Annotated in this window: 15 protein-coding genes and 1 pseudogene; 8 read left to right on the forward strand and 8 right to left on the reverse strand. The window is 60.2% G+C overall.

All coding sequences use genetic code 11. The annotated features are described in order from the left end of the window. Positions 1–74: 74 nt before the first annotated feature. Positions 75–1,577, reverse strand: coding sequence for a nitrogenase molybdenum-iron protein alpha chain (nifD, locus tag AC0NIL_RS29660; RefSeq protein ID WP_473573922.1), 1,503 nt, complete (start codon positions 1,575–1,577; stop codon positions 75–77). Between the two features lie 90 nt (positions 1,578–1,667). Continuing rightward, positions 1,668–2,561 (reverse strand): nitrogenase iron protein, encoded by an 894-nt coding sequence (nifH, locus tag AC0NIL_RS29665; RefSeq protein ID WP_404926324.1) that lies wholly within the window; start codon positions 2,559–2,561, stop codon positions 1,668–1,670. A 634-nt stretch (positions 2,562–3,195) separates the two neighbouring features. Between nifH and AC0NIL_RS29670 the strand changes: the two genes are divergently transcribed. Next, complete coding sequence (locus AC0NIL_RS29670) at positions 3,196–4,413, forward strand: MFS transporter (RefSeq protein ID WP_473573953.1); 1,218 nt, start codon at positions 3,196–3,198, stop codon at positions 4,411–4,413. An 827-nt stretch (positions 4,414–5,240) separates the two neighbouring features. On the opposite strand, the gene AC0NIL_RS29675 is transcribed toward AC0NIL_RS29670, so the two are convergent. Beyond that, positions 5,241–6,353 (reverse strand): DUF418 domain-containing protein, encoded by a 1,113-nt coding sequence (locus AC0NIL_RS29675; RefSeq protein WP_473573921.1) that lies wholly within the window; start codon positions 6,351–6,353, stop codon positions 5,241–5,243. A 1,655-nt stretch (positions 6,354–8,008) separates the two neighbouring features. On the opposite strand from AC0NIL_RS29675, the gene AC0NIL_RS29680 reads away from it, so the two are divergent. Together AC0NIL_RS29680 and rpoN are read left to right on the forward strand one after the other, a co-directional pair. Next, positions 8,009–8,542, forward strand: coding sequence for a redoxin family protein (locus tag AC0NIL_RS29680; protein ID WP_473573920.1), 534 nt, complete (start codon positions 8,009–8,011; stop codon positions 8,540–8,542). A 168-nt stretch (positions 8,543–8,710) separates the two neighbouring features. Beyond that, positions 8,711–10,120, forward strand: coding sequence for an RNA polymerase factor sigma-54 (rpoN, locus tag AC0NIL_RS29685; protein WP_473573919.1), 1,410 nt, complete (start codon positions 8,711–8,713; stop codon positions 10,118–10,120). Here rpoN and AC0NIL_RS29690 read toward each other — a convergent pair. From AC0NIL_RS29690 to AC0NIL_RS29710, 5 genes and pseudogenes are all read right to left on the reverse strand, one after another. Next, positions 10,099–10,740 (reverse strand): nitrogen fixation protein NifQ, encoded by a 642-nt coding sequence (locus AC0NIL_RS29690; RefSeq protein WP_473573918.1) that lies wholly within the window; start codon positions 10,738–10,740, stop codon positions 10,099–10,101. The two genes, rpoN and AC0NIL_RS29690, sit on opposite strands and share 22 nt — an antisense overlap. 436 nt (positions 10,741–11,176) lie before the next feature. Further along, positions 11,177–11,701: a nuclear transport factor 2 family protein gene (locus AC0NIL_RS29695; protein ID WP_473573952.1), complete on the reverse strand. Its 525-nt coding sequence runs from the start codon at positions 11,699–11,701 to the stop codon at positions 11,177–11,179. Between the two features lie 174 nt (positions 11,702–11,875). Continuing rightward, positions 11,876–12,010, reverse strand: a pseudogene (locus tag AC0NIL_RS29700) (ferredoxin); the annotation flags it as partial. Positions 12,011–12,041: 31 nt separating this feature from the next. Continuing rightward, positions 12,042–13,259 (reverse strand): cytochrome P450, encoded by a 1,218-nt coding sequence (locus AC0NIL_RS29705; protein WP_473573917.1) that lies wholly within the window; start codon positions 13,257–13,259, stop codon positions 12,042–12,044. A gap of 1,606 nt (positions 13,260–14,865) precedes the next feature. Continuing rightward, complete coding sequence (locus tag AC0NIL_RS29710) at positions 14,866–15,927, reverse strand: hemin-degrading factor (protein WP_473573916.1); 1,062 nt, start codon at positions 15,925–15,927, stop codon at positions 14,866–14,868. Positions 15,928–16,228: 301 nt separating this feature from the next. Between AC0NIL_RS29710 and AC0NIL_RS29715 the strand changes: the two genes are divergently transcribed. The 5 genes from AC0NIL_RS29715 (at position 16,229) to AC0NIL_RS29735 (ending at position 21,038) form a co-directional block, all read left to right on the forward strand. Continuing rightward, positions 16,229–16,549 carry a HesB/IscA family protein gene (locus AC0NIL_RS29715; protein WP_473467606.1) on the forward strand — a complete coding sequence of 107 codons (321 nt, stop codon included), beginning with the start codon at positions 16,229–16,231 and terminating at the stop codon, positions 16,547–16,549. Positions 16,550–16,719: 170 nt separating this feature from the next. After that, the gene (gene nifS / locus AC0NIL_RS29720) at positions 16,720–17,883 is read left to right on the forward strand and encodes a cysteine desulfurase NifS (RefSeq protein ID WP_473573915.1); all 1,164 of its coding nucleotides are present in this window, start codon (positions 16,720–16,722) and stop codon (positions 17,881–17,883) included. Between the two features lie 623 nt (positions 17,884–18,506). After that, entirely contained in the window at positions 18,507–18,884 is a 378-nt protein-coding gene (gene nifW / locus AC0NIL_RS29725; RefSeq protein WP_473573914.1) for a nitrogenase stabilizing/protective protein NifW, read from the forward strand. 177 nt (positions 18,885–19,061) lie between these two features. Next, a complete protein-coding gene (locus tag AC0NIL_RS29730; RefSeq protein WP_473573913.1) occupies positions 19,062–19,910 on the forward strand; it encodes an electron transfer flavoprotein subunit beta/FixA family protein in 849 nt (282 codons plus the stop codon). Between the two features lie 18 nt (positions 19,911–19,928). Then, positions 19,929–21,038: an electron transfer flavoprotein subunit alpha/FixB family protein gene (locus AC0NIL_RS29735; RefSeq protein WP_473573912.1), complete on the forward strand. Its 1,110-nt coding sequence runs from the start codon at positions 19,929–19,931 to the stop codon at positions 21,036–21,038. Positions 21,039–21,045: the final 7 nt, after the last annotated feature.

Below are 21,045 nucleotides of genomic sequence, written 5' to 3' on the forward strand. Positions count from 1 at the left end.
GTTTCCAATCCCGAGGCTCATAAGCTCGCGGGGTTCACGGTCTCTCTGGGGAGACCAGGCCAAGGACTGAGCGTCTATTCGGCAGCTATCGCCTGCCCACTACGCGGGCGTTCTTTCCAAGGCGCGTGGTAGAGGTCCCAGACCGGATTGTTGATGGCAAGATCCACGTCACGTGCGAAAATGGCAAAGCCGTCATAGCCGTGATATGGTCCCGAATAGTCCCAGGAGTGCATCTGACGGAACGGAATGCCCATCTTCTGCACCGGGTATTTTTCCTTGATGCCAGAGCCCACGAGGTTGGGGCGAACTCCCTCGATGAACTTCTCCAACTCGTAGCCGGTAACGTCGTCATAGATCAGCGTGCCGTTCTTTACGTAATGACCGGTGCGCTGGTAATCATCGTTGTGGCCGAACTCGTAGCCGGTGCCGACGATGACCATGCCGAGGTCCTCGTAGGCTGTGATTACGTGGCGGGGGCGCAGGCCACCGACGTAGAGCATGACGGTATTGCCTTCGAGGCGCGGCCGGTACTTGGAGAGGACGGCGTCGACAAGCGGTCTGTACTTGGCGATCACCTTCTCGGTTTTCTCCTCGATTTCCGGCCCGAAATGCTTGGCTATGTTGCGCAGGGAGGTTTCGATCTGGGACGGTCCGAAGAAATTGTACTCCATCCAGGCAACGCCATACCTTTCCTCCATATGCCGGCAGATGTAGTTCATCGAGCGGTAGCAGTGGATGAGATTGAGCTTGGCCTTTGGCGCGCGTTCGATCTCGGCCAGTGTTGCGTCGCCCGACCAGTTGCCGACCACGCGCAATCCTATCTCCTCAAGCAAGATGCGCGAGGCCCAGGCGTCTCCGCCAATATTGTAGTCGCCGATCACGTTGACATCATAAGCACCGGCCTCGAAGTCGATGTCCTTCTTGTCGAAGACCCAGTCGCGGATCGCGTCATTGGCGATGTGGTGTCCGAGTGATTGCGAAACGCCGCGGAAGCCCTCGCAGCGGACCGGCACGATGGTCTTTTCGTGCTCCTTGGCCTTCTTGCGAGAAACTGCCTCGGTGTCATCACCAATGAGACCGATCGGGCATTCGGATTGCACGGTGATGCCGTTGTTCAACGGAAACAGCACCTCGATCTCGTCGATGATCTGTTCAAGTTTCTTGTCACCGCCGAAGACAATGTCTTTCTCCTGGAAATCGGAGGTGAACTGCATCGTCCCGAACGTGTCGATGCCCGTTGTGCCCACATAGTAATTGCGGCGCTGTGACCAGGAATATTGGCCACAGCCGACGGGTCCGTGCGAGATATGAACCATATCCTTGACTGGACCCCAGACCACGCCCTTTGAGCCGGCATAGGCGCAGCCACGGATTGTCATCACCCCGGGGATGGACTTGATGTTCGATTTGACGTCGCATTCGGAAAGGATCTCACTTTCCCCGCTAGCCTCATCCCCGCTCTTTGCGATGTTCAGGTGTTTTTTGCGGCGCTTCGCCGCTTTATCGGGATATTGCGATAGCACCTCCTCGATGAGCTTTGCATGGAGAGCACCATCATTCTCGTATTCCAGGCTCATGGGACCCCTTTCAAGGTGTCTGATAACGCCTCACCGACGAGGCGCCGTTCTTGACAGGACGCCCCAACTCGAGAGGCGACCAACCGGTCGTTACTGGGCGGCCGTTTTGGCCGCTTCCTTGGCCTGAAGCTCGGCAAGCATCTGCTCGTCGGTTTTCATGATGCCGAAGTCGAGCAGCATGTCCTCGAGCTCCTCCATGGTGATCGGCGTCGGGATGGTGCCCTGGCCAGAATTGGCATGGATCTTCTCGGCCAGCGCGCGGTACTCCCCGGCCTGCTTGGAATCTGGCGCATACTGGATAACTGACATCTTCCTGAGCTCGGCGTGCTGAACGATGTTGTCGCGCGGCACGAAATGGATGAGCTTGGAATTGAGCCTGGAAGCCAGGGCTTCAGCGAGGTCGAGCTCACGGTCGGTCTGACGTTCGTTGCAGATCAGGCCTCCGAGCCGCACGCCCCCCGAATGGGCGTATTTCAGAATGCCCTTGGCGATGTTGTTGGCGGCATAGAGCGCCATCATCTCCCCGGACATGACGATGTAGATTTCCTGCGCCTTGCCCTCGCGGATTGGCATCGCGAAACCGCCGCAAACCACATCTCCGAGCACGTCGTAGGAGACATAGTCGACATCGTCATAGGCGCCGTTCTCCTCGAGAAAGTTGATTGATGTGATGACGCCTCGGCCGGCGCAGCCAACACCCGGCTCCGGGCCGCCGGACTCCACGCACTTGATGCCTCTGTAGCCAATCTTGAGCACGTCCTGCAGCTCGAGATCTTCCACCGAGCCTTCCTGTGCCGCCAGATGCAGGACAGTATCCTGAGCCTTCGAGTTCAGGATCAGGCGGGTGGAGTCGGCTTTGGGGTCGCAGCCGACGATGAGGATTCTCTGGCCGAGGTCGACCAGGGCGGCGAGCGTGTTTTGGGAGGTGGTGGACTTGCCGATGCCGCCCTTTCCGTAAAAGGCGATCTGACGCAGACCTGACATTATAGATTTCCTTCCTTTTTCATCCGTCGCGGCTGCCCGCAATATGAATACCGATGGGCAGCTTTTGCAGCCTCACACCGAAAGGGTCTCAAGACTCGTGCCAAGTAGACTGGGTTATAACCAACAGGGATTTTTCTTTTGTGCCTCGCGATTTAGCCTGATCTCCAACAAGTGTTTGCTGCCAAGCAAGTTGATTGTCGGAACGAGCCATGTAGCGGACCCGACAATGCCCGACACAAGACGTCACCTTCGAGACCACTCGCGGAAATAGGCTGGGTCTTCGAGCTAAGACCCGAGTTTTGGCACGCCTACAGGCGGCGGCAAAGCGACCGGCTTTCCGTGCCGCCCGTCGCGGGACATCCGACGTGCGTGCAGGTCGCTGGTTGCGCATGGCTGGTTCGAGACTGACCCGCGAAGTCGGCAGGGAACCTGCGTGATGCGGCGCCTTCCAACGATCGCATCCTCGTCCGGCTCGGAGAACCGGCACTGATATTGCAGGCGGCGCTGTCACAACATGTCGGGCAGCGATGAACATTCCCTTCGTGCGACGCCCCGGCAACGGCGTGCTTCTGGCATGAATGGGTCAATGCAGCCAACCCTTGTTGCAGTTGCACGCAAGCTGGCGAGCTTATTCATGACCCAATCCGCGACAGGCTTCATGGAGACTTTTCTGCCCGGCCCAGAAAAGCCGGATCGACGGTCTCGTCCCGCGTGGGGCGCGGTCATATCGCTTGGCCTGGGCACCTTCGGGCTTGTGGCGGCAGAGCTTTTGCCTGCCAGCGTGCTGACGCCGCTCGCGCATGATCTGTATATCACAGAGGGTGCGGCTGGACAGACGATGACAGCGACGGCGATTGCCGCGGCGATTTCGGCGCCGACCATCGCTTTCATAACAAAGCGTCTGGACCGCAGAGTCGTCTTGTGGGCGATGATGCTGCTTCAGATCCTGTCTAACGTTCTGGCGGGGGTGGCCTGGTCGCTGCCGGTTTTCCTGGCGGCACGCGTCGTGCTCGGCATTGCGCTTGGAGGCTTCTGGTCAATTTCGGCGTCGCTGGCGATGCGGCTGGTTCCAAATCACCTTCTGTCGCGGGCGCTATCCATTATCCTCACCGGCGTTTCGGTCGCGATCGTTTGCGCGCCTCCGATCGGCGCCTATGTCGGCGATATCTGGGGATGGCGAGCCACCTTCATGATCGCCGCAGCCGTCAATGCCGTTACGTTGCTGGTGCAACTCGTAGCCATTCCGACGTTGCCGCCTGTCGGAATGGCTGGATTCCGCGGTCTGCTGAATGTGGTCAAGAAGCCAACCATCAAGGTCGCGCTTTTGGTGGTGCTGCTGGTCGCTTCTGGGCACTTCGCCAGCTTCACCTATGTCCGGGCTTATCTCGAGAAGATTCCTGCGCTCGATATCGAGACGATCTCGCTGCTGTTGCTCGTTTCGGGGGTATGCGGATTCTTCGGCAATTTAGCCGGCGCATACCTGGCCAAACACAGCCTCAAGGCAGTCGCGGCGCTGCCGCCGCTGCTCATGGCGATAGCCGCTGTCTCGTTGCTGATGCCTGGAGCATCGGCCTCCGCCTCGGCCATTGCGGTTGCTGTATGGAGCTTTGGCTTCGGTGCGGTGCCGGTGGGGGTACAGACTTGGATGGTGCTGCGCGCCGTTCCCGAGCAGGCCGAAAGCGCCGGTGTGCTGATGACCTCAACGTTCCAAATTGCCATCGCGGCCGGCGCGATCTTCGGCGGAGTGCTTGTGAATAATGCTGGCGTCGCCAGTGTGTTCGCCTACAGCGCGGTTGCCACTTTCCTCGCTGCCCTCACAGTGTTCCTATTCGGCCCGAAACGCGCAACCTAGCCTCTGACGGGCGAGACCTTCAGCCGCGCTTGCGATGCAGCCGCACCAGCCGCGCGGCGCGATCCCGCCCACGACCAGTTGTCGGTCAGGCCTGGTCTCGCCAAGGAAATCCGCCGCAGGAAACGCCGGGCCGGCCCGTAGCTCAACTGTTGCGCCCCGCTTCATCGTGCGCAACAATCGCTGAGAGGGCGGCATTCCCGACAGCACGCCTGCTGATCCGAAAGTCGATTCCAACCCACGATGGGCTGCGCGAGTGCCGAAGGCCAAAGAGAAAGACGCACGCAGGATGCGCGTCGCTCGCCGAAACGAACTTGCAGGGCGTCAACTCACTGTCGGCTCGTTGCACCACCTCTCTTTGAGAGCGACCTGACAAGCCTGCCGTCGAAGGCAAGCGGATGCGATGTACGGTCCATCGGTGGCCCGTCAGCAAGCTTTACCACGCCAGCGGTATGGTCGACCGAGGGCGACAGCTTTGGCAAGCACTTGCGCGCATGGCGTACCTGATCGCAAATGCGAGTTCGTCCTCAGCGTCGGAACGGCGCCTATTCGCTGGTTCAACAAGCTCCGTGGAAATCGACAGGGCTCCTTCGGTCCGAAATTGCGGACTTTGCGCAGATGCATCAAACGCATCGCGCACAAGCGCCAGCATACTCGAATTTCGTCTCGTCAAAGCCTCGCCCAGGGCAATGGTTGCAGGGCTCGGCGTTGCCCCACGATGTACCGAGCAGGCGCGATATTTTAGTTGTCAGCTATGTCGACCCATCGATCAGGTTCGTTTTGTTTGGCGAGCGCATCACAGTCGATCCGAAAGTCGGGGCGATGTGATGTTAGCGGACGTCGCGTTGCCGATCTGCGATCCAACCCATCAGCGCTTCCACCGGTCCTCGCTGGAAGAAGCGCAGCCAAAGCACCGCGAAAACGCTTACAACCACGATAAAGCCAAACAGCGCGGACAGCGAGTGAGGTTCACCAAGCATATATATTCCCTGAATGTGCAGAAGATAGGCCGTCAAAGGCATCGAGCCCACCGATATTATTGGCGAGACCAGGTTTCGCACAAGCGGAAGCGCATCCATGGCAAGCGAGCAAGCTGCCACGACGATCATTGCGCAACCGGCGCTGCCAAAAATCCAGAACGTCGTCTCGGTATGAGGTGAGGCAAGCCATAGCCAATTCGCTGTGAGATCCAAATCCAGCGACCACCAGAACTCGGGAGTTAGGTTAGCCAACTCGGCGCTTACGCCTGGCATCAAATTCAGCGCGAGCGAGGATCCCCCGAAGCCCAACACGGCCAGCCCGACGCCGGCTATACCAAGGCACAAATGCATTGCGCGCGTGCGGAGTTCAAAGCGCGCAATGGCCATGCCTGCGATCAAAAAAGGAACCCAGGTCAAGGCGGGATAAGTACCGCTGACCAGGAGGTTGAACACCTCCGAGTTCGAGCTCTGGGAGCCAAACATTTTGAGAAGGAGGAAACGCACCTGCGGGAGAACCAATGCTGTCCCCGCCGCGAGCAAACCGAGCCGCTGTGCGCTGAGCCCATATAGCGGCAGGACCAACAGGAAGCAGACCCCGTAGTATGCCAGGATGACGTCGACCGGCGCCTGGACATAGGTCAGGATTTCGCCAAGGGCGAGCAGGATAAGGGCGCGAATTGCTACCTTGGCAATGGCTTGTCTACTGGATAGCGCCGATCTCGGCGGGTTGCGGCCGGCAATCAGGATGAGCGAAAAACCCGTTAATAGGGCAAACAAAACGGACGAGCGCCCAAAGGAGAAATCCATCACATGCCCAACCAGGCCTTCGCTGTCGAGGGGACCGACATGGACGGCATACATGCCGAAGACAGCTAAGCCGCGAGCAAGGTCGATGCCGATCAGCCGAGCCGCAGGCCACCGATCTCCTGACCCGCTCTCCAAGATGCGGTGCGGCAGTGCCATGGTGGGTTCCTTCGTTGGTTGTGTCCATCGCGGGACCCGCGGTGTGAAGGGCCTGTCGGCTGCTGCCGCCCTCTCGCCCCGGGCGCAAAGCTCGTGCCAATGGCGGATCAAGCCTATAGCCCGCCCGCAAATCACGGACTTGGGTCCGCCTAGCCTGTGGCGGGGACTCGACAACCGGCACAAGTGTCACGGAGCCGACGTTTTGCACGGATGAGCGGTCCGAGAGATCACTGAAGACGGATTATCCGGCCAGCACGCTGCCGGGCCTCAGTGATCGCGGCCAGCTTCAGCCGTTTGATGAACCGCTGGCCCGACCCACGGTCGCCAGACGACCTTCAAGATTCGCCGAACAGCAGCGGATCGGGTTTCGGCGCCTCCTGGACCTGGGAAGCCGGCGGCGGAAGCGCTTGCGCCTGGTGCGACCGAGGCAAGCACAGCTGGCCGCAATTGAGCCCATCGGCTCACCGGGCCGGTCCCACCTCAGTTGGCATGGGCTACGCCTAGATGGAAGCGTGGTGCTCGACAAGGGATTGCGAGGGAGACTTGCCGGAGGACGCCTGAAGGGCCGCACCTATATCGATGTCCTGATGTTGCAAGGTGTCAGCGCAAGGGATTCACCGTCGCAATTGCCATCGCCGACAGCTTCACAGCATCGAACTCGTCCCACGGGAGGAGCCGACGAGCTTAGGAGATAGGGCGTCTTCTGCTCTTCAATGATCGTTTGAAAGTCAGGAAGCGTACGTGCACACAGTTCGGCGCGAGCCGGCGAGACCGCCAATCATCGGCAAATGCCGAGTCATGGGCTCAGCCGAGGCTCTCGCTCGAATTGCGGACGTCCCACCGACATATCCGCGACCGCAATTTGCGTGCCCAGTTGGCAACCCGTTTGCGTTCCGCGCCTCCCCCTAACCAGCGGCGGCTTGGCGACCTGTCAGTCGGCCTTGTGACAATTCCGGTCCGCTTTGCGACACAGAAGGTTTGAGGGGCGCGCGCGGCGAGATCGTTGGGACGCCAAGCATGTCATCATCGTTGCCGAGCCGAATTCGATTTCATCAACTCTGACCATGGCGGTTGCCGACGTGTGGCCGCCATGGATTGCTGCCAGGCGTGCGTTCGCGTCAGTCATGCCTCTGCGCACACAAAAACACCCTGGGGGCGCACACTTTGCCCTCGCTGCGGTGCCCGAGCCTGCGCCCTCGGCATGGGCTTGCGCTGTGTGCTGCGTCGTTTGCAAGCCAGCGCGGAGCGTAAATATCCGGGCGTTACACGTGACGACTATGGCACGCATCGGCTTGGTGAGCGACGTCGTCCTGAGAGCGAAGCGTTGGTGCGGAGCAGCTTCATTGCAATGGCATGCCGCTTGCTCCTCATGGTCAGAGCCCATCGAACACGATGAAAACGGACAACGAACCATGGCTGGCACGCGAAGCTCTAAACGATCGGCACAGGCGGCCTTGGTTGTCCTCGCTGAAGACCGCGCATCGCCCGGTTTGGAGATCCGAGGATCTGGATCCGGGCCGTTTCCCATACACCCGACGGGGGAAAGAGTGGGAAGCCGCGTAGGCATCGTCTCGCACCCTGGCAGCACCCCAGCGCGGCAATCCACCAGCCTCAGTAAAATCCAGTGCGCCAGTTTCTTCAAAAGGAGCAAGTTGATGACCGGTCGGAAGAAGGTCCCCTTCGTCACGTTTCTCACGCGCGTTCGCGATGATTCCATCCAGGGGCCAAATCCGTACCGTTGGGAAGAAAAAACGTCCGACGACTACTTTGCCGGCAAGCGTGTCATCCTGTTCTCGCTGCCTGGCGCTTTCACCCCGACCTGCTCGACATACCAACTGCCCCATTTCGAGGATCTCTACGAGGATTTCAAGAAACAAGGGGTCGACGCGGTCTACTGCCTCTCGGTCAACGATGCCTTTGTCATGAATGCATGGGGAAAGTCCTTGGGGCTTCAGAAGGTCGAGCTGATCCCGGATGGGTCTGGCGAGTTCACGCGCAAAATGGGCATGCTGGTTGCCAAGGACAATCTGGGTTTCGGAATGCGCTCCTGGCGCTACGCGGCACTGCTCAACAATGGCGTGGTGGAGCAGTGGTTTGAGGAGGAGGGTTTCTCCGACAACTGCGAGACCGACCCCTATGGCGTCTCATCCCCGCAGAACGTCCTTCAATCGTTGAAGGATGCTGCGTGAGCTGGTTCAGATCGACCATCCGCAACTGCCTTTGGACGACGCAAAGGGCGAACCTCTGACGTAGGCCCCGTGAGGTCGTTCAAACGCCAGGCGGCTTAGAAGCGTCGAGCTGCGAGAGACCCATCAGACGGCCAAGAGAGCTTCTTCGACAGGAATACCGGACAGACCATGACATCGTCCTTCAGCCTCCTTCAGAAACAATCCCTTGCGGCATCGCCTCAACTCATCGAGTCGATTCGTCTGCTGCAATTGACGCATGCCGAACTGCATCAGTTCGTGGACCAGGAGCTCGAGAAAAATCCGCTGCTGGAGCATGCGCCAAAAGACGAAAGGCTGACCGGCGAGGTTGAAGGACCAACCTGGGCAGGGTCCACGGACCTGCCCAGGCAAGGGAAATCCCAGCCGAACGCGACAAACGCCACGCCGGGCGAACGTCCTGCCTACGAGGAGTTTGTCGCCCTAGCCGAAACGTTGCACGACCATGTCGCTGGTCTGATCTCCCTAACCGCCTTCACACCGCACGAGCGGATGATTGCTCATCAGCTCGCCGGTCATCTGGATGACACTGGCTATCTTCGGGTGAGCCCTTCGGATCTGGCTGTGACCCTAAACGTCAGGCTGGCTGAAGTGGAACGGGTGCTGGGCGTCTTGCAGGGCCTCGATCCTCCGGGAATCTTCGCACGATCGCTCAGCGAATGTCTCGAGATACAGTTGCGCGAGAAAAACCGCTTCGACCCGGCGATGGCGGTTTTGGTTGCCAACCTTGAGCTGCTTGCGCGACGCGATTTTCAGACATTGAAGCAGCGCTGCGGCGTCGATGAAGAAGATCTTCTCGACATGCTGCAGGAAATCCGCGCGCTTGACCCCAAGCCTGGAAACACATTCCAGTCTGGAACGCCGGAATGCGTCATACCGGACGTATGGGTCCTGCGCGCGCCCGGAGGTGGATGGCTGATCGAACTTGATCCGAACACGCTGCCCAAGGTGCTGATCAACCAAAGCTATGTCGCGGAGGTCTCCTGCCGAGCCGCCAAAAAATCGAAGGACATGACATTTCTCAATGAATGCTTGCAAAACGCGAACTGGTTGATCCGCAGCCTCGATCAGCGCGCCAAGACGATCCTTAAGGTCGCCACCGAAATCGTGCGCCAGCAGGATGCTTTTCTGGAATATGGCGTCGCCCACCTGCGGCCGCTCAACCTCAGGACGGTCGCTGAGGCGATCAACATGCACGAGTCGACTGTCAGCCGAGTGACTTCGAACAAGTACATGGTTACCCCACGCGGTGTGTTCGAGCTCAAATATTTCTTCACTGTCGCGATCGCCTCCTGCGAAGGCGGTGACGCGCACTCCGCTGAAGCTGTCCGCCATCGGATCAGAGCGATGGTCGCCGAAGAATCGCTTGATAACATGCTCTCTGACGACGACATCGCTGACCGGCTCAAGGAATGCGGCATAGATCTCGCTCGCCGCACGGTCGCCAAATATCGCGAGGCGATGAACATCCCCTCCTCCATACAGCGGCGCCGGGAAAAGCGCTTGTGGCGCGACGGCGATCAAGGCCTCAAGGCCTCGTGACCAAGAGTGGCCCCTAAATCAAATGTGATGCGCTCTTCGCGTTCGTCCTCCTCAGGGCCGAAGCAACTGTCGAAATCGCGGCATTCCCGGCAATTGGGCGCAGTACATAGCGAGAGCCCTTCGGCCTCACAGAGTTTGCGGTAAAAGTACTTCTTCCATTTCATGTTTCGGGTGTTGCCGGCCGCGAGCATCGGAAAATGCGTGGCAAGCAGGCGGTTGAGCTCGGCCCGATTGAGAAGTCCAAGATCCTGCCACAGATGGTTATCGTGCATGGCACGCCGGGCGACGATCTTGGCAAAGCGCGCGCTCGCCGGGTCGCTCGACCGGGCGTGCGCCAGCAGCAGGTCGCGCAGAAGTTCTTCCTCCATGCCCGGCTCAGGATCGCTGACCTCTTCCAAGGCCAAGGCTGCCATAGGGGTTGCGGACAAACCCCCGTGCAGGACCTGGCGCAGCTCGGCGAGGGACAGGCCTGTCGACTCCGTCGCAGTCGCTTCCCCAGCCTCGACCTCCTTGAGCGCACCCGAGAGAACGCAGGCAAGAACATGCTCGTCGAACCCCCTCTCCGGCTCGATGGTGGGGCATTGGACGGCGCCAACACATGCGTCTTTCTGGGCGGACATGGTCCCGTTCTCCTGGTTTGTTTTCGCGATGCAGCGGCCCTGCCGAGAGCACATGGGATACCGGGCACACGTCGGCGCGGGCTCAACCCCAATACAGCGGGTTTTGGGTCGACCGCATGACCAGGCCTCGAGCTGCCCTTCGAAATCACCGCGCTAGACCATGACCCATAGCGTTGTTGATGGGGGGATAATCCGGTCTCCCCCGGTTCGGTCTGGCAGCATTGTCCCTTTTCGAAATCTCTCAACTGGGTCCGTAAAGCGATTGGGCCGGTACAGGATCGATGAGGGGCTCTGCCGAGCTCCAGCAAATGCCACGGCGTCCTCGGTGCGCTCACGGTTCCACACCAGAGCGTTGCCGCTCTCACGCCGGGGTTCCTGCCGGCCCATCTTTCCCTTGCAGATGTCGCGGTGGCGTTGGAAGTTTCACAGTCCGCAGTCATACTGATCCGGTTCCGAGACGCTTCCCGAGCGCATAGACCGGATCGTCAGGATACGGTGCTCCAATCGGCTGTCGCGTGCCGAAGCGTTCTGCCTCCAGGACCAAGGATGGGATCTGCTCCTCCAGCCAGTCATAGACAACGGTCCGTTCGGCAATCCGCCACTCCCCTTCTCGCTTTTGAAACAGATCGCAGTAGCGCCCGCATAGAAACATCTGACGCACTTCTCCGTCTTTGTCCGGTCCGCGTTGCAGCGCGGTGAAATAGCTTTCGACTTTGGCCTCCGCCGCGTCGATGAATTCGATCAGGATGTTCGTGATCTGATGGATGTTGCGGGGTCGGGTCTTGAAGACATCGAGCGCAAACCGGATGAAGCCCTCGGCCGGACCCCGATACTGTCCGTGGCTGTCATGGGCGTCCGGCCAGTACGCGCTGCGCAGCACCGCCTCATCGGCACGGTCTGTCCCGCGGCAATACCGATAGAGGCAGTCGCGGATCGCCTCACGGTCGAGCAGTTCGACGATTCTTGCGTGGCCCGACGGGTCTGTCGCAGATTCGGCGGTTCCGACGTGTTCCGGGACCTCTGTCTTCGGTTTGAGGGTAGCCTCCGAAGCGGTTCGCGCAGCGGATTGATCGTCGATTTCCAGCGCAAGTTCGGGGCAGGATCGCACCCCATGCGACGCAAGCAGTTGCTCCGCGTCCGCAACTTCAATGTCACCGGGCAGGATGTAACCCGCCTCGTCCAGCTTGAAGACTGCCGGCGCTCGCGCCGCGCATTGCGCATGACCCTGACATCTGGCTTGGTGAACGATGATGCGCAAGGCGACCTCCAACGTCTGTGCCCCGTCTCAGGCCGGGCTATGTTTAGCCCCACTCCAGGATCAGATTTTCAATCCCGAACAGTTGGCCGCCATGGGTGATGGGTGCTGTTCCCTCCTTGATCCGAAAGGGCGGCAGGCGCGCCAGCCACTCCTCCAGGCCAATGACAATCTCGCGGCGGGCAAGATGTGAGCCAAGGCAACGGTGGGGACCATAGCCAAAGGCGGCGTGGCGGATGCCTTCTCGGGTCAGATCAATCGTGTTGGGAGATTCGAATTCCGCCGGGTCACGATTAGCAATCATGGTGGCACAGGAAACAAAGTCCCCCTTGCGGATCGGCGCGCCTTCGAAGTCGATATCTCTTCGTGCCACACGGATTAGATGGACGGTCGGAAAGGCGCGCAGCAGTTCTTCGGCTGCGCGCACGATCCGGTCCGGTTCTTTTCGGAGCAATTCCTGATCTTCCACATTTCGCGCGAGATAGGCCAAGTCAAAGCCTATGGCTGTAGCGACCGTGTCGAGCCCGGCCACCAAAACCAGCACGCCAATGCCACGCACCTCCTGGTCTGTCAGCCTGCGGCCCTCGACCTGCGCCTGCACAATGAAGCTCATGAAATCGTCCACGGGCTTTTTGCGGCGCATCGCCGCCAGCTCGTCTATGAACGCTACAATCGTCCGAGCCGCCGCCGGCCTTCTCACATTATCGCCGTGGAGCAGATCTCTCGCCCAGGCAACAAACGTCTCAAGACGGTGCTCCGGCAGTCCGACGAAGCGAAGGAAGATGCTGACCGCGAAAGGAAAGGCGAAATCCTTCATGACATCGCAGCTTGTGCCCGACGAGGCGATCCTCGTGATGAGCGCTATCGCTCGGTCGCGGATGGCGGGCTCCAGTTCCGTTACACGCTTAGGCGAAAAGAGCGGATTGAGCAAAGAGCGAAAGACTGCATGCGAAGGGGGATCGAGTTCGAGCGGGATCGTCGGCCAATCTTCGCCCAGTGCGGATGCGAAGACGTTGCGATGACTGGAAAAGTTTTCGGTCTCCTGCAGTACCCGGCGCTGATCTGCGGCGCGAGTGATGACCCAAGCACCGTGCCCGGTACGCGTGTTCCAGGGCGAATAAAAGATTCGCGGTCCGGCATGCACGCAAGCGATTGCTGCGTGCGGGTCGCCGTTGGGCGCCGGAGACATGCCTGGCGAGGAGAAGAGGCTGAAGTCGCCTACCATTTCTGGCGGGACATGATCTGGAACTGGGTTGGTCGCCATTTGGTTCTCCTGAGTTCAGGCGTTTACGCTCGGTTGAGATCGCAAGGCTGTTCGCCATCGCTGGGCTCCGCGACGCACCGCCCGACACGCCTCCGATGACAAAATCGAGCAAGTTGCGTGCCGAGCAGGCGCACCATCGGCACCCCACTCATTCTGCGTTGCGGCGGTCCTATGAGGCTACCATTTGGCGGGCATCAGACATTCTTGTCCGTTCCAGACACGACAGGATGGCGCATGAAGATCGACGGGGAGCCTAGTGACCGGGCCGAGTATCGATCGAGGTCACCTGCCACTCCGGACGCAGCTCGGCGGCAGAAAAGCCGCTCGCCGCGCGCCCCCCACAAGCGCCGTAGCGAGCGAGCGGCTTTGCGTCGTCGTCGACACTTGCTCGATAACTCGGATTGCTGAGACCAATCCGAGGGAGGCTCGAGGACCGACCTCGAGACGCACATTGCTGGCTGAGGTCAAATTAATAGGGCAACCCGTCAGGCTCGCGACGCTATTTCCCAGCTACTGCGGTCAGCCGCGCGGCCTAACGAAAAGCAAGCCGTCTGATTTTTATACCCCATTCTAACGCCGCAGACGCGGGACATCTGCACCGAACTCGGCATTAATTTTCTGGATTTCGAGGGAAATTGCCACCTGACGGGATCTTTGTCGAAGGCATCGTGCCAACAAACCCCAATTTGGTGAAATGCCGTCTACAGAATTTCATTATAATGCCGGCTTTCGGCATTTGCTGAAAACACGTACAGCAGTGAAATACTAGGCGGAGGGGCGCAGTTTGGATGAGGAACTGCCTGCCCGCCGGAGGCGATGATCTCCATCGCGAACTCGTCAGGCACGAGTTCCGCGTGAAATGCGCCCGCAAGCTCCGATAACCAGTCTCTGACAAAAACGGTTTACCCAATTCAACGGCATTGGCGCTGAAATTCATCCACCAGCTGTAACGCGCACCGGTTCCGAACATGCCGTCCATATCGATGCGAACGCGCATCTAACCGGGGGGTAATGCGAACGACCCAGACGCTCATAGCAAGTACCATGTGGAACACCTCGTGTGTGTGTGGCACTCGGGCCGGCCTAAGCCCAATTTGCTTGGCCAGAGGCGGAAGAAGACCTATGCCGGGCCGCGCATAAGCATCCGGACGCTAGACTAAGACTAGCTGTTCGAGCTCGGCATCAGCCGCCGGGATCCCTGCTGCTGATGGAAAATTCGAGGATGCCTTTGTGGAGGCCGTCCTCTGGAAATTTGACCCAGCCGCCAATCGACTTCACCTGGATCAATTCCTGCCGCCGCTGCCGTACATGACGGGCACCCGAAAAATTGACTGACACATACCCGCCGGCGGCCAGCGGACACGTTTGCCTGCATTGAGCAGGTTTACCGCGGGGTTCGGGTTGGGGCTCACCGCAATGGCAGCGATGGCGGCGATTCTCGCCAAACGCGGAAACGTCGTGGGAATGGAGCCTGTGCCTCGAGGCGATCCGCGGCGGACCCCAATCGCAGCTGTGCCCTGGTTGGCGTTCGAGGCACAGCGATGGCAGCAAAGTTAGCGGCCCGCACACCGCGGGAGAACGGAAATCAAGACGCATCGGTGTTGCCTCAAGCAGCGGTCGAACGGGGAATGCGCGGGAGGTTCTCGGCTAGTAATCTCCAGTCATCGCGCTCGGGTGCGCCTTCCTCGCGCATCCCAAAGAACTGGATGATCATCTTGCCGTCAGCGCCATAGGCTTCAAGTGACGTGAGGTGGCCATCCCGGGTCGGCTTGCGCACGGCCCAAACCTCGCGGATGTGGTGGGTCCTGAGATGCAGGCGGAAGGTCTTGTCGAGCACATTGATCCACGACCCGATCTGCTTGATCGTCTTGATTGGGCCGGAATGGATCTGGATGCAGCCACGATTGCCGACGAAGCACATGATGGGCATCTCGTCTTCGGCCGCACGATGGAACATGGAGCCAAGCGCAGCATGGTCGAGCAGCCAGGCGTAGTCCTCGCCGACCATGCGCACCGCCTGGCGGCGGCTGAGATTGAGCGCCTTCAGCATGCCAAAGAACTGGTGCACGTCGGTCAGCTGACTCCAGTGCTCGCGCAGATCCTCGACCGTAGCGGCTGGGTTCGGAATCTTTGCGTCGTTGTCGGCCGACCTCGTTTCAACCGAGATGATCGGCTCCTGGTTGGAGGATTGGAGCTCGTCTATCAGTTTTCGATAGGCATGGAGGTTTGAGGACGGTCTCAGATATACCTTGTGCACTGCCTCGCCTGCCGCGTCGAAGAACAGCAGCCCGCGGCGGACTTCCTCGGCTTCGCGTGTCTCCACGGCAAAGCTATGCGTCCACACCTTCGGGAAGATGCGCAAATCAATGTCATTGCCGAGCACCATGGCGCGATGGTTGCCGGTGAACACCTTGTCGTAGATGCCTATCTTCTCATGCATGGCACTGTCATTGCGAGTCAGCGCCATCACCTCGCCGACGGCCTCGAGACCGGTAAGCACATCATTGACGCGCGGCTCGATACGCAGCGCGCCGAAACCGCAATGTGCCGCGTAGAGCTCCGCTTCCGAAATGCCCAGTTTGCCGGCGAGATCGCGGCCGCGGATGGTGGGACAGTCTTTGCGTGCACGCCGGATTGTCTCCGGCGAAGGTTTCTGGCGCTGGTGCATGTTTTAACCCCTGCGTTGCGCATAGTGTCGGTGTTGAGAGACTTCTCAAAAGGCGTACCAATTCCTGGAATCATCCCGGAAACCTCGCCTGCATGCAGTTCGACGAGGAACTCGGGTCCATGCAGGTGTGGCGGAACCGACAAATCCGACAATACGCGTCGATGCTCGACGTATATGCGGCAATTCCGAAAGCGGACTCCTGGGGGTGTTGGGGATGTCCGCTGTTCGAAAACGGCTTTTCCCATTGGCACGGTCCATGCACGGTAATCCGCAATTCGTCCGCATCGAGGAGAAACGAGCCATGATCACGCTCACCGACAAGGCCGTTGCCGCCGTCAAGACCGCTCTGTCCGCCGCTAGTGAGCCCGCAGACGGCTTTCGCATCATGGTTGAGGCCGGCGGCTGCTCCGGCTTCAAATATTCATTGGGCCTTGAGAGCGTCCCGCGCGAGGGCGACGCCATTGTCGAGACAGATGGGATCAAGGTGTTTGTTGACGCCGACTCCCAACCGCATGTCGCTGGCATGGCCGTCGACTTCATCACGGGTCTCGAATCCTCCGGCTTTGTTTTCGACAATCCTAACGCTCGGGAAAAGTGCTCCTGCGGCAAGTCATTCGGCTGATCGTCGAAGAAGGAGAGAGGGCGCCTTCGGTGAGCTTGGCGGTGGCCCTGGTCCCGGGCCTGCGTTCAATCTGTGGAGACTTGCGCAGACTCTGGATCGCACTCTCAACGGCGCAGGCTCGATGCGATCAGGCCGCGTTTAACGGCATTCCGCTCGATGGGAGACCCCCGATGACAGTTGTCTATCTCGACAACAACGCAACGACCCGGGTCGATCCCGCGGTCGTTGAAGCGATGTTGCCGTTCCTTACCGATCAATTCGGCAACCCTTCGTCGGCGCACCGTTTTGGGGCATTTGCCGGCGCTGCGTTGGCAAAGGCGCGCCGTCAGTTGCAGGCGCTGATCGGCGCGCAGTTCGATGATGAGATCACCTTCACCTCGGGTGGAACGGAAAGCGACAATGCGGCCATTCTTTCGGCGCTCGAGGTGATGCCGGACCGAACGGAGATCGTGACTTCCGCTGTCGAACATCCGGCTGTGCTGACCCTGTGCGCTCATCTTGAGGAGACGCGGCGCGCTAAGGTGCACAGGATCCCGGTGGACCGCCATGGCCGGCTGAACGTCGACGCTTACCGGGCCGCGCTTACCCCAAACGTGGCGGTCGTCTCGATCATGTGGGCCAACAACGAGAGTGGTACGATCTTCCCCGTCGCCAAGTTCGCCGAATTGGCCAAGGAAGTCGGCGCCCTTTTCCACACTGATGCAGTGCAGGCAGTCGGCAAGCTCCCGATCGACCTGAAGTCAACCGCTATCGACATGCTGTCGCTCTCCGGCCACAAATTTCATGGGCCAAAAGGGATAGGCGCACTTTTCGTCAAGCGCGGCGTGCCGTTCCACGCTCTGATCAAGGGCGGTCACCAAGAGAGCGACCGGCGTGCGGGCACCGAAAACACGCCCGGCATAGTCGGGCTCGGCATGGCCGCCGAACTTGCCTTGAAATTCATGGATGACGAGACCCCGCGGATAAAATGCCTCCGCGACCGACTGGAGACCGGGCTTATCCAGCGTGTCCCAAACAGCTTCGTCAACGGCGATCCCCTGGAGCGTTTGCCGAACACCGCAAACATCGCCTTCGAACGTATTGAAGGGCAGGGAATCCTGCATCTCCTAGACCGCGAGGGTATCATCTGTTCCTCGGGGTCCGCCTGCACATCGGGCTGTGCGGAGCCCAGCCATGTCCTGGGGGCAATGGAAATGCCACATGGGGCGGTCCGCTTCTCTTTCGCGCGTGAGAACGGACAAGAAGACGTGGACCGGGTGCTCGAGGTCTTGCCTTCGATCGTGGAGAAGCTGCGCCACGCCCACAGTTCCGGGTCGAATAGAAGCCGCGCATAGGCTCTCCAATGCGTTCCAGGTCTCAGCGGCAGAAGCACCGGCGTCCATTCGTGAGCAGCCGGGTGTTCTCGAGGATGCCACCCTGCGCGGGGTCGAGCAGGCACCGCGTTGCCTCGAGGTTGGCGGAAAGCTTGCGACCGCCCTGCTTGCGGCAGCCGGCTTGCCTGGATGGAGATCGGCACGCGATCATGGGGACTGACAGGTTCGAAGCAATTTGCGCCGTGGTCGCACGGAGTGTCTCGGTGCGGCCCAGGGCATCGTGCCAGATGACCTCGCATGATCTCCATGTGTCCGTTCGAGAGCGGCGTCTGCGGCTTTCAATTTATCGTCCATCGGAAATGTGGAGCTGCCACCAAGCTGGCTTGGGGGAAGCAGCGCTACAGCTCATCGAGCATGTCGGGCGCGCGGCCGCCAGCGGCTCAAGGGTCCGGCCTCTCCTGTCACTGGTGCTCGCGCCAGACCTCGGTCGAGCCGAGCGCCAGGCGCCGGATAGACAGTCGAGTCGACGAGGCGATTGCCAGCGCGTTCGTCATCAAACTGCGGATACGGGGCTTTCTTCGGGGCCTCATGTCCAATGTGCGACGAACGCACCAGAACCACCGTTTCCGACAAGGGAGAATGCAATGAATTGTTACGCTGACAACAGTCCCATCGACGTCACCAACATCCTCGAGCGCCTGAAAGGCTTGTCATCCGCCGAGGAGTTCTTCGCTGTCCTTGGCGTCACGTATGATCCGAAGGTGCTCAATGTCTCACGGCTGCATATCCTCAAGCGTGTGGGCCAATACCTTGCCGATGAAGACTTCTCCGGCCTGCCCGACCAGGTGATTGCCGCGCGCGTGCGCGCCATGCTGCAACGCGCCTACGAGGAGTTCGCGGCTTCCTCGCCGCTCGCGCAGCGGGTTTTCAAGGTGCTCAAAGACCATGATCCGGACAAACCTCACACGCCAGGCCGCACATTCGTTCCGTTCGACTTGGTCCTGAAGCGGTTTGGCGAATAAGCCACATAGTTGCGACGCGACAATGTCGACAATCCGACAATTCGGACGTCAAAACCGGAGGCTTCAGAAATGATCAATGGAATTACAAGGCACGGGCGCCCGCAAAACGCCTGGCACGAATGATGCAAACAAGAACGCGCACCGCCAGCCCGCATCGGGATAACGCAGAGAACGCCAATGCATATCGTCGTCAGCATCAAGCAGGTGCCGGACTCAGCACAGATACGGGTCCATCCGGTGACGAACACCATCATGCGCCAGGGTGTGCCGACCATCATCAACCCTTACGATCTGTTCGCCCTCGAAGAAGCACTCAGGCTACGCGACGCCTATGGTGGGGAGGTCACCGTGCTGACCATGGGTCCACCTATGGCCGAGGACTCCCTGCGCAAGGCGCTCGGCTACGGCGCCGATCGCGCGGTGCTTTTGACCGACCGCTACTTTGCCGGTTCCGACACGCTGGCCACCTCTTTTGCTCTTTCCCAGGCAATCGCGAAGATCGGGGAGACGTTCGGCACGCCGGACGTGGTCTTCACGGGCAAACAGACGATCGACGGCGACACCGCCCAGGTGGGGCCCGGCATCGCCAAGCGTCTCGATCTGCTCCAACTCACCTATGTCGCGAAAATCGGCTCCATTGATCTTGCTGCAGGCGAGATCACGGTCGAGCGCCGCTGCGAGGGCGGCACCCAGAAGCTGAAGAGCAGGCTGCCGTGCCTCATCACCATGCTGGAAGGCACAAACGAGATGCGCCGGGGCTCGATCGAAGACGCGCTTTGCGCCGCGCGCAGCCAGATTGTGAAATGGAGCGCGGCCGAGGCCGGCATTGAAGATCTCACCAAATGCGGCTTGCGTGGCTCGCCGACGGTCGTCAAACGCGTTTTTGCCCCTAGCGCCCGGTCGGAAAAGGCCGCGCAAATTGAGACCGCGGAGAAGACGCTGCGCAATGTCGCCGACGAACTGATCGGTGCAATCTTCACCCGCCAGCCGGCGCTGGAACCGGAACTCGCCTTCGAGGGCGCGTGACGGCAAGGAGCAGACCATATGTCGAGCACGAACTCAGACGCCCCTCGCCAGCCCCCCGGCCGTGCCGGGATGAAGAAAGAGCTTCCCGAGCGCTTCAGGGACTATCGGCATGTCTGGGTTTTCATCGAGCTCGAACGCGGCCATGTCCACCCGGTATCCTTCGAGCTGCTGGGCGAGGGCCGCAAGCTGGCGGACGAACTTGGCGTCCAGCTCGCGGGTGCTGTGCTCGGACCCCCGGGAGATGCCACCCAGAACGCAGTCGCCGAGGCCTTCGCCTATGGCGCCGATCTCGTCTACCTCGTTGAGGCGCCGCTGCTCGCCGACTATCGCAATGAGCCTTTCACCAAGGCGATGACGGATCTGGTTGATACTTACAAACCCGAGATCCTGCTTCTGGGCGCAACCACGCTCGGCAGGGACCTCGCCGGGTCCGTCGCAACCACCTTGCTGACAGGACTAACCGCCGACTGCACCGAACTCGACGTGGATGCTGACGGTTCGCTCGCCGCGACCCGCCCGACTTTTGGCGGTTCCTTGCTATGCACGATCTACACGCTCAACTACAGGCCGCAGATGGCGACGGTGCGACCGAGGGTCATGCCCATGCCGCAGCGGACCGACAGAGCGATCGGGCGTGTCATCCCGCACAAGCTGTCGCTCGCCGAGGACGACATCGTCACCAAGGTGCTGGGATTCCTTCCGGATAGCCAGTCGGGCATCGCCAATCTCGCCTATGCGGACGTGGTGGTTGCGGGAGGGCTTGGTCTCGGCGGAGCGGAGAACCTGCAGCTTATAAAGAGTCTCGCGCGCGTGATAGGCGCCGAATTCGGCTGTTCGCGGCCGCTGGTTCAAAAGGGCTGGATGTCGGCCGATCGGCAGATCGGCCAAACAGGCAAGACAATCCGGCCAAAGCTTTACATAGCGGCCGGCATTTCCGGCGCCATCCAGCACCGTGTTGGAGTTGAGGGAGCCGATCTTATCGTGGCCATCAACACCGACCCGAACGCGCCGATTTTCGATTTCGCTCACCTCGGGATCGTCACCGACGCGGTGCGCTTCCTGCCGGCTTTGATCGAGGCCTTCACCCGGCGGCTGTCACCGCACAGTCGCGACAAGCTTGCGAGCTAAGGCAGAT

Source organism: Mesorhizobium sp. WSM1343 (genome assembly GCF_055901535.1).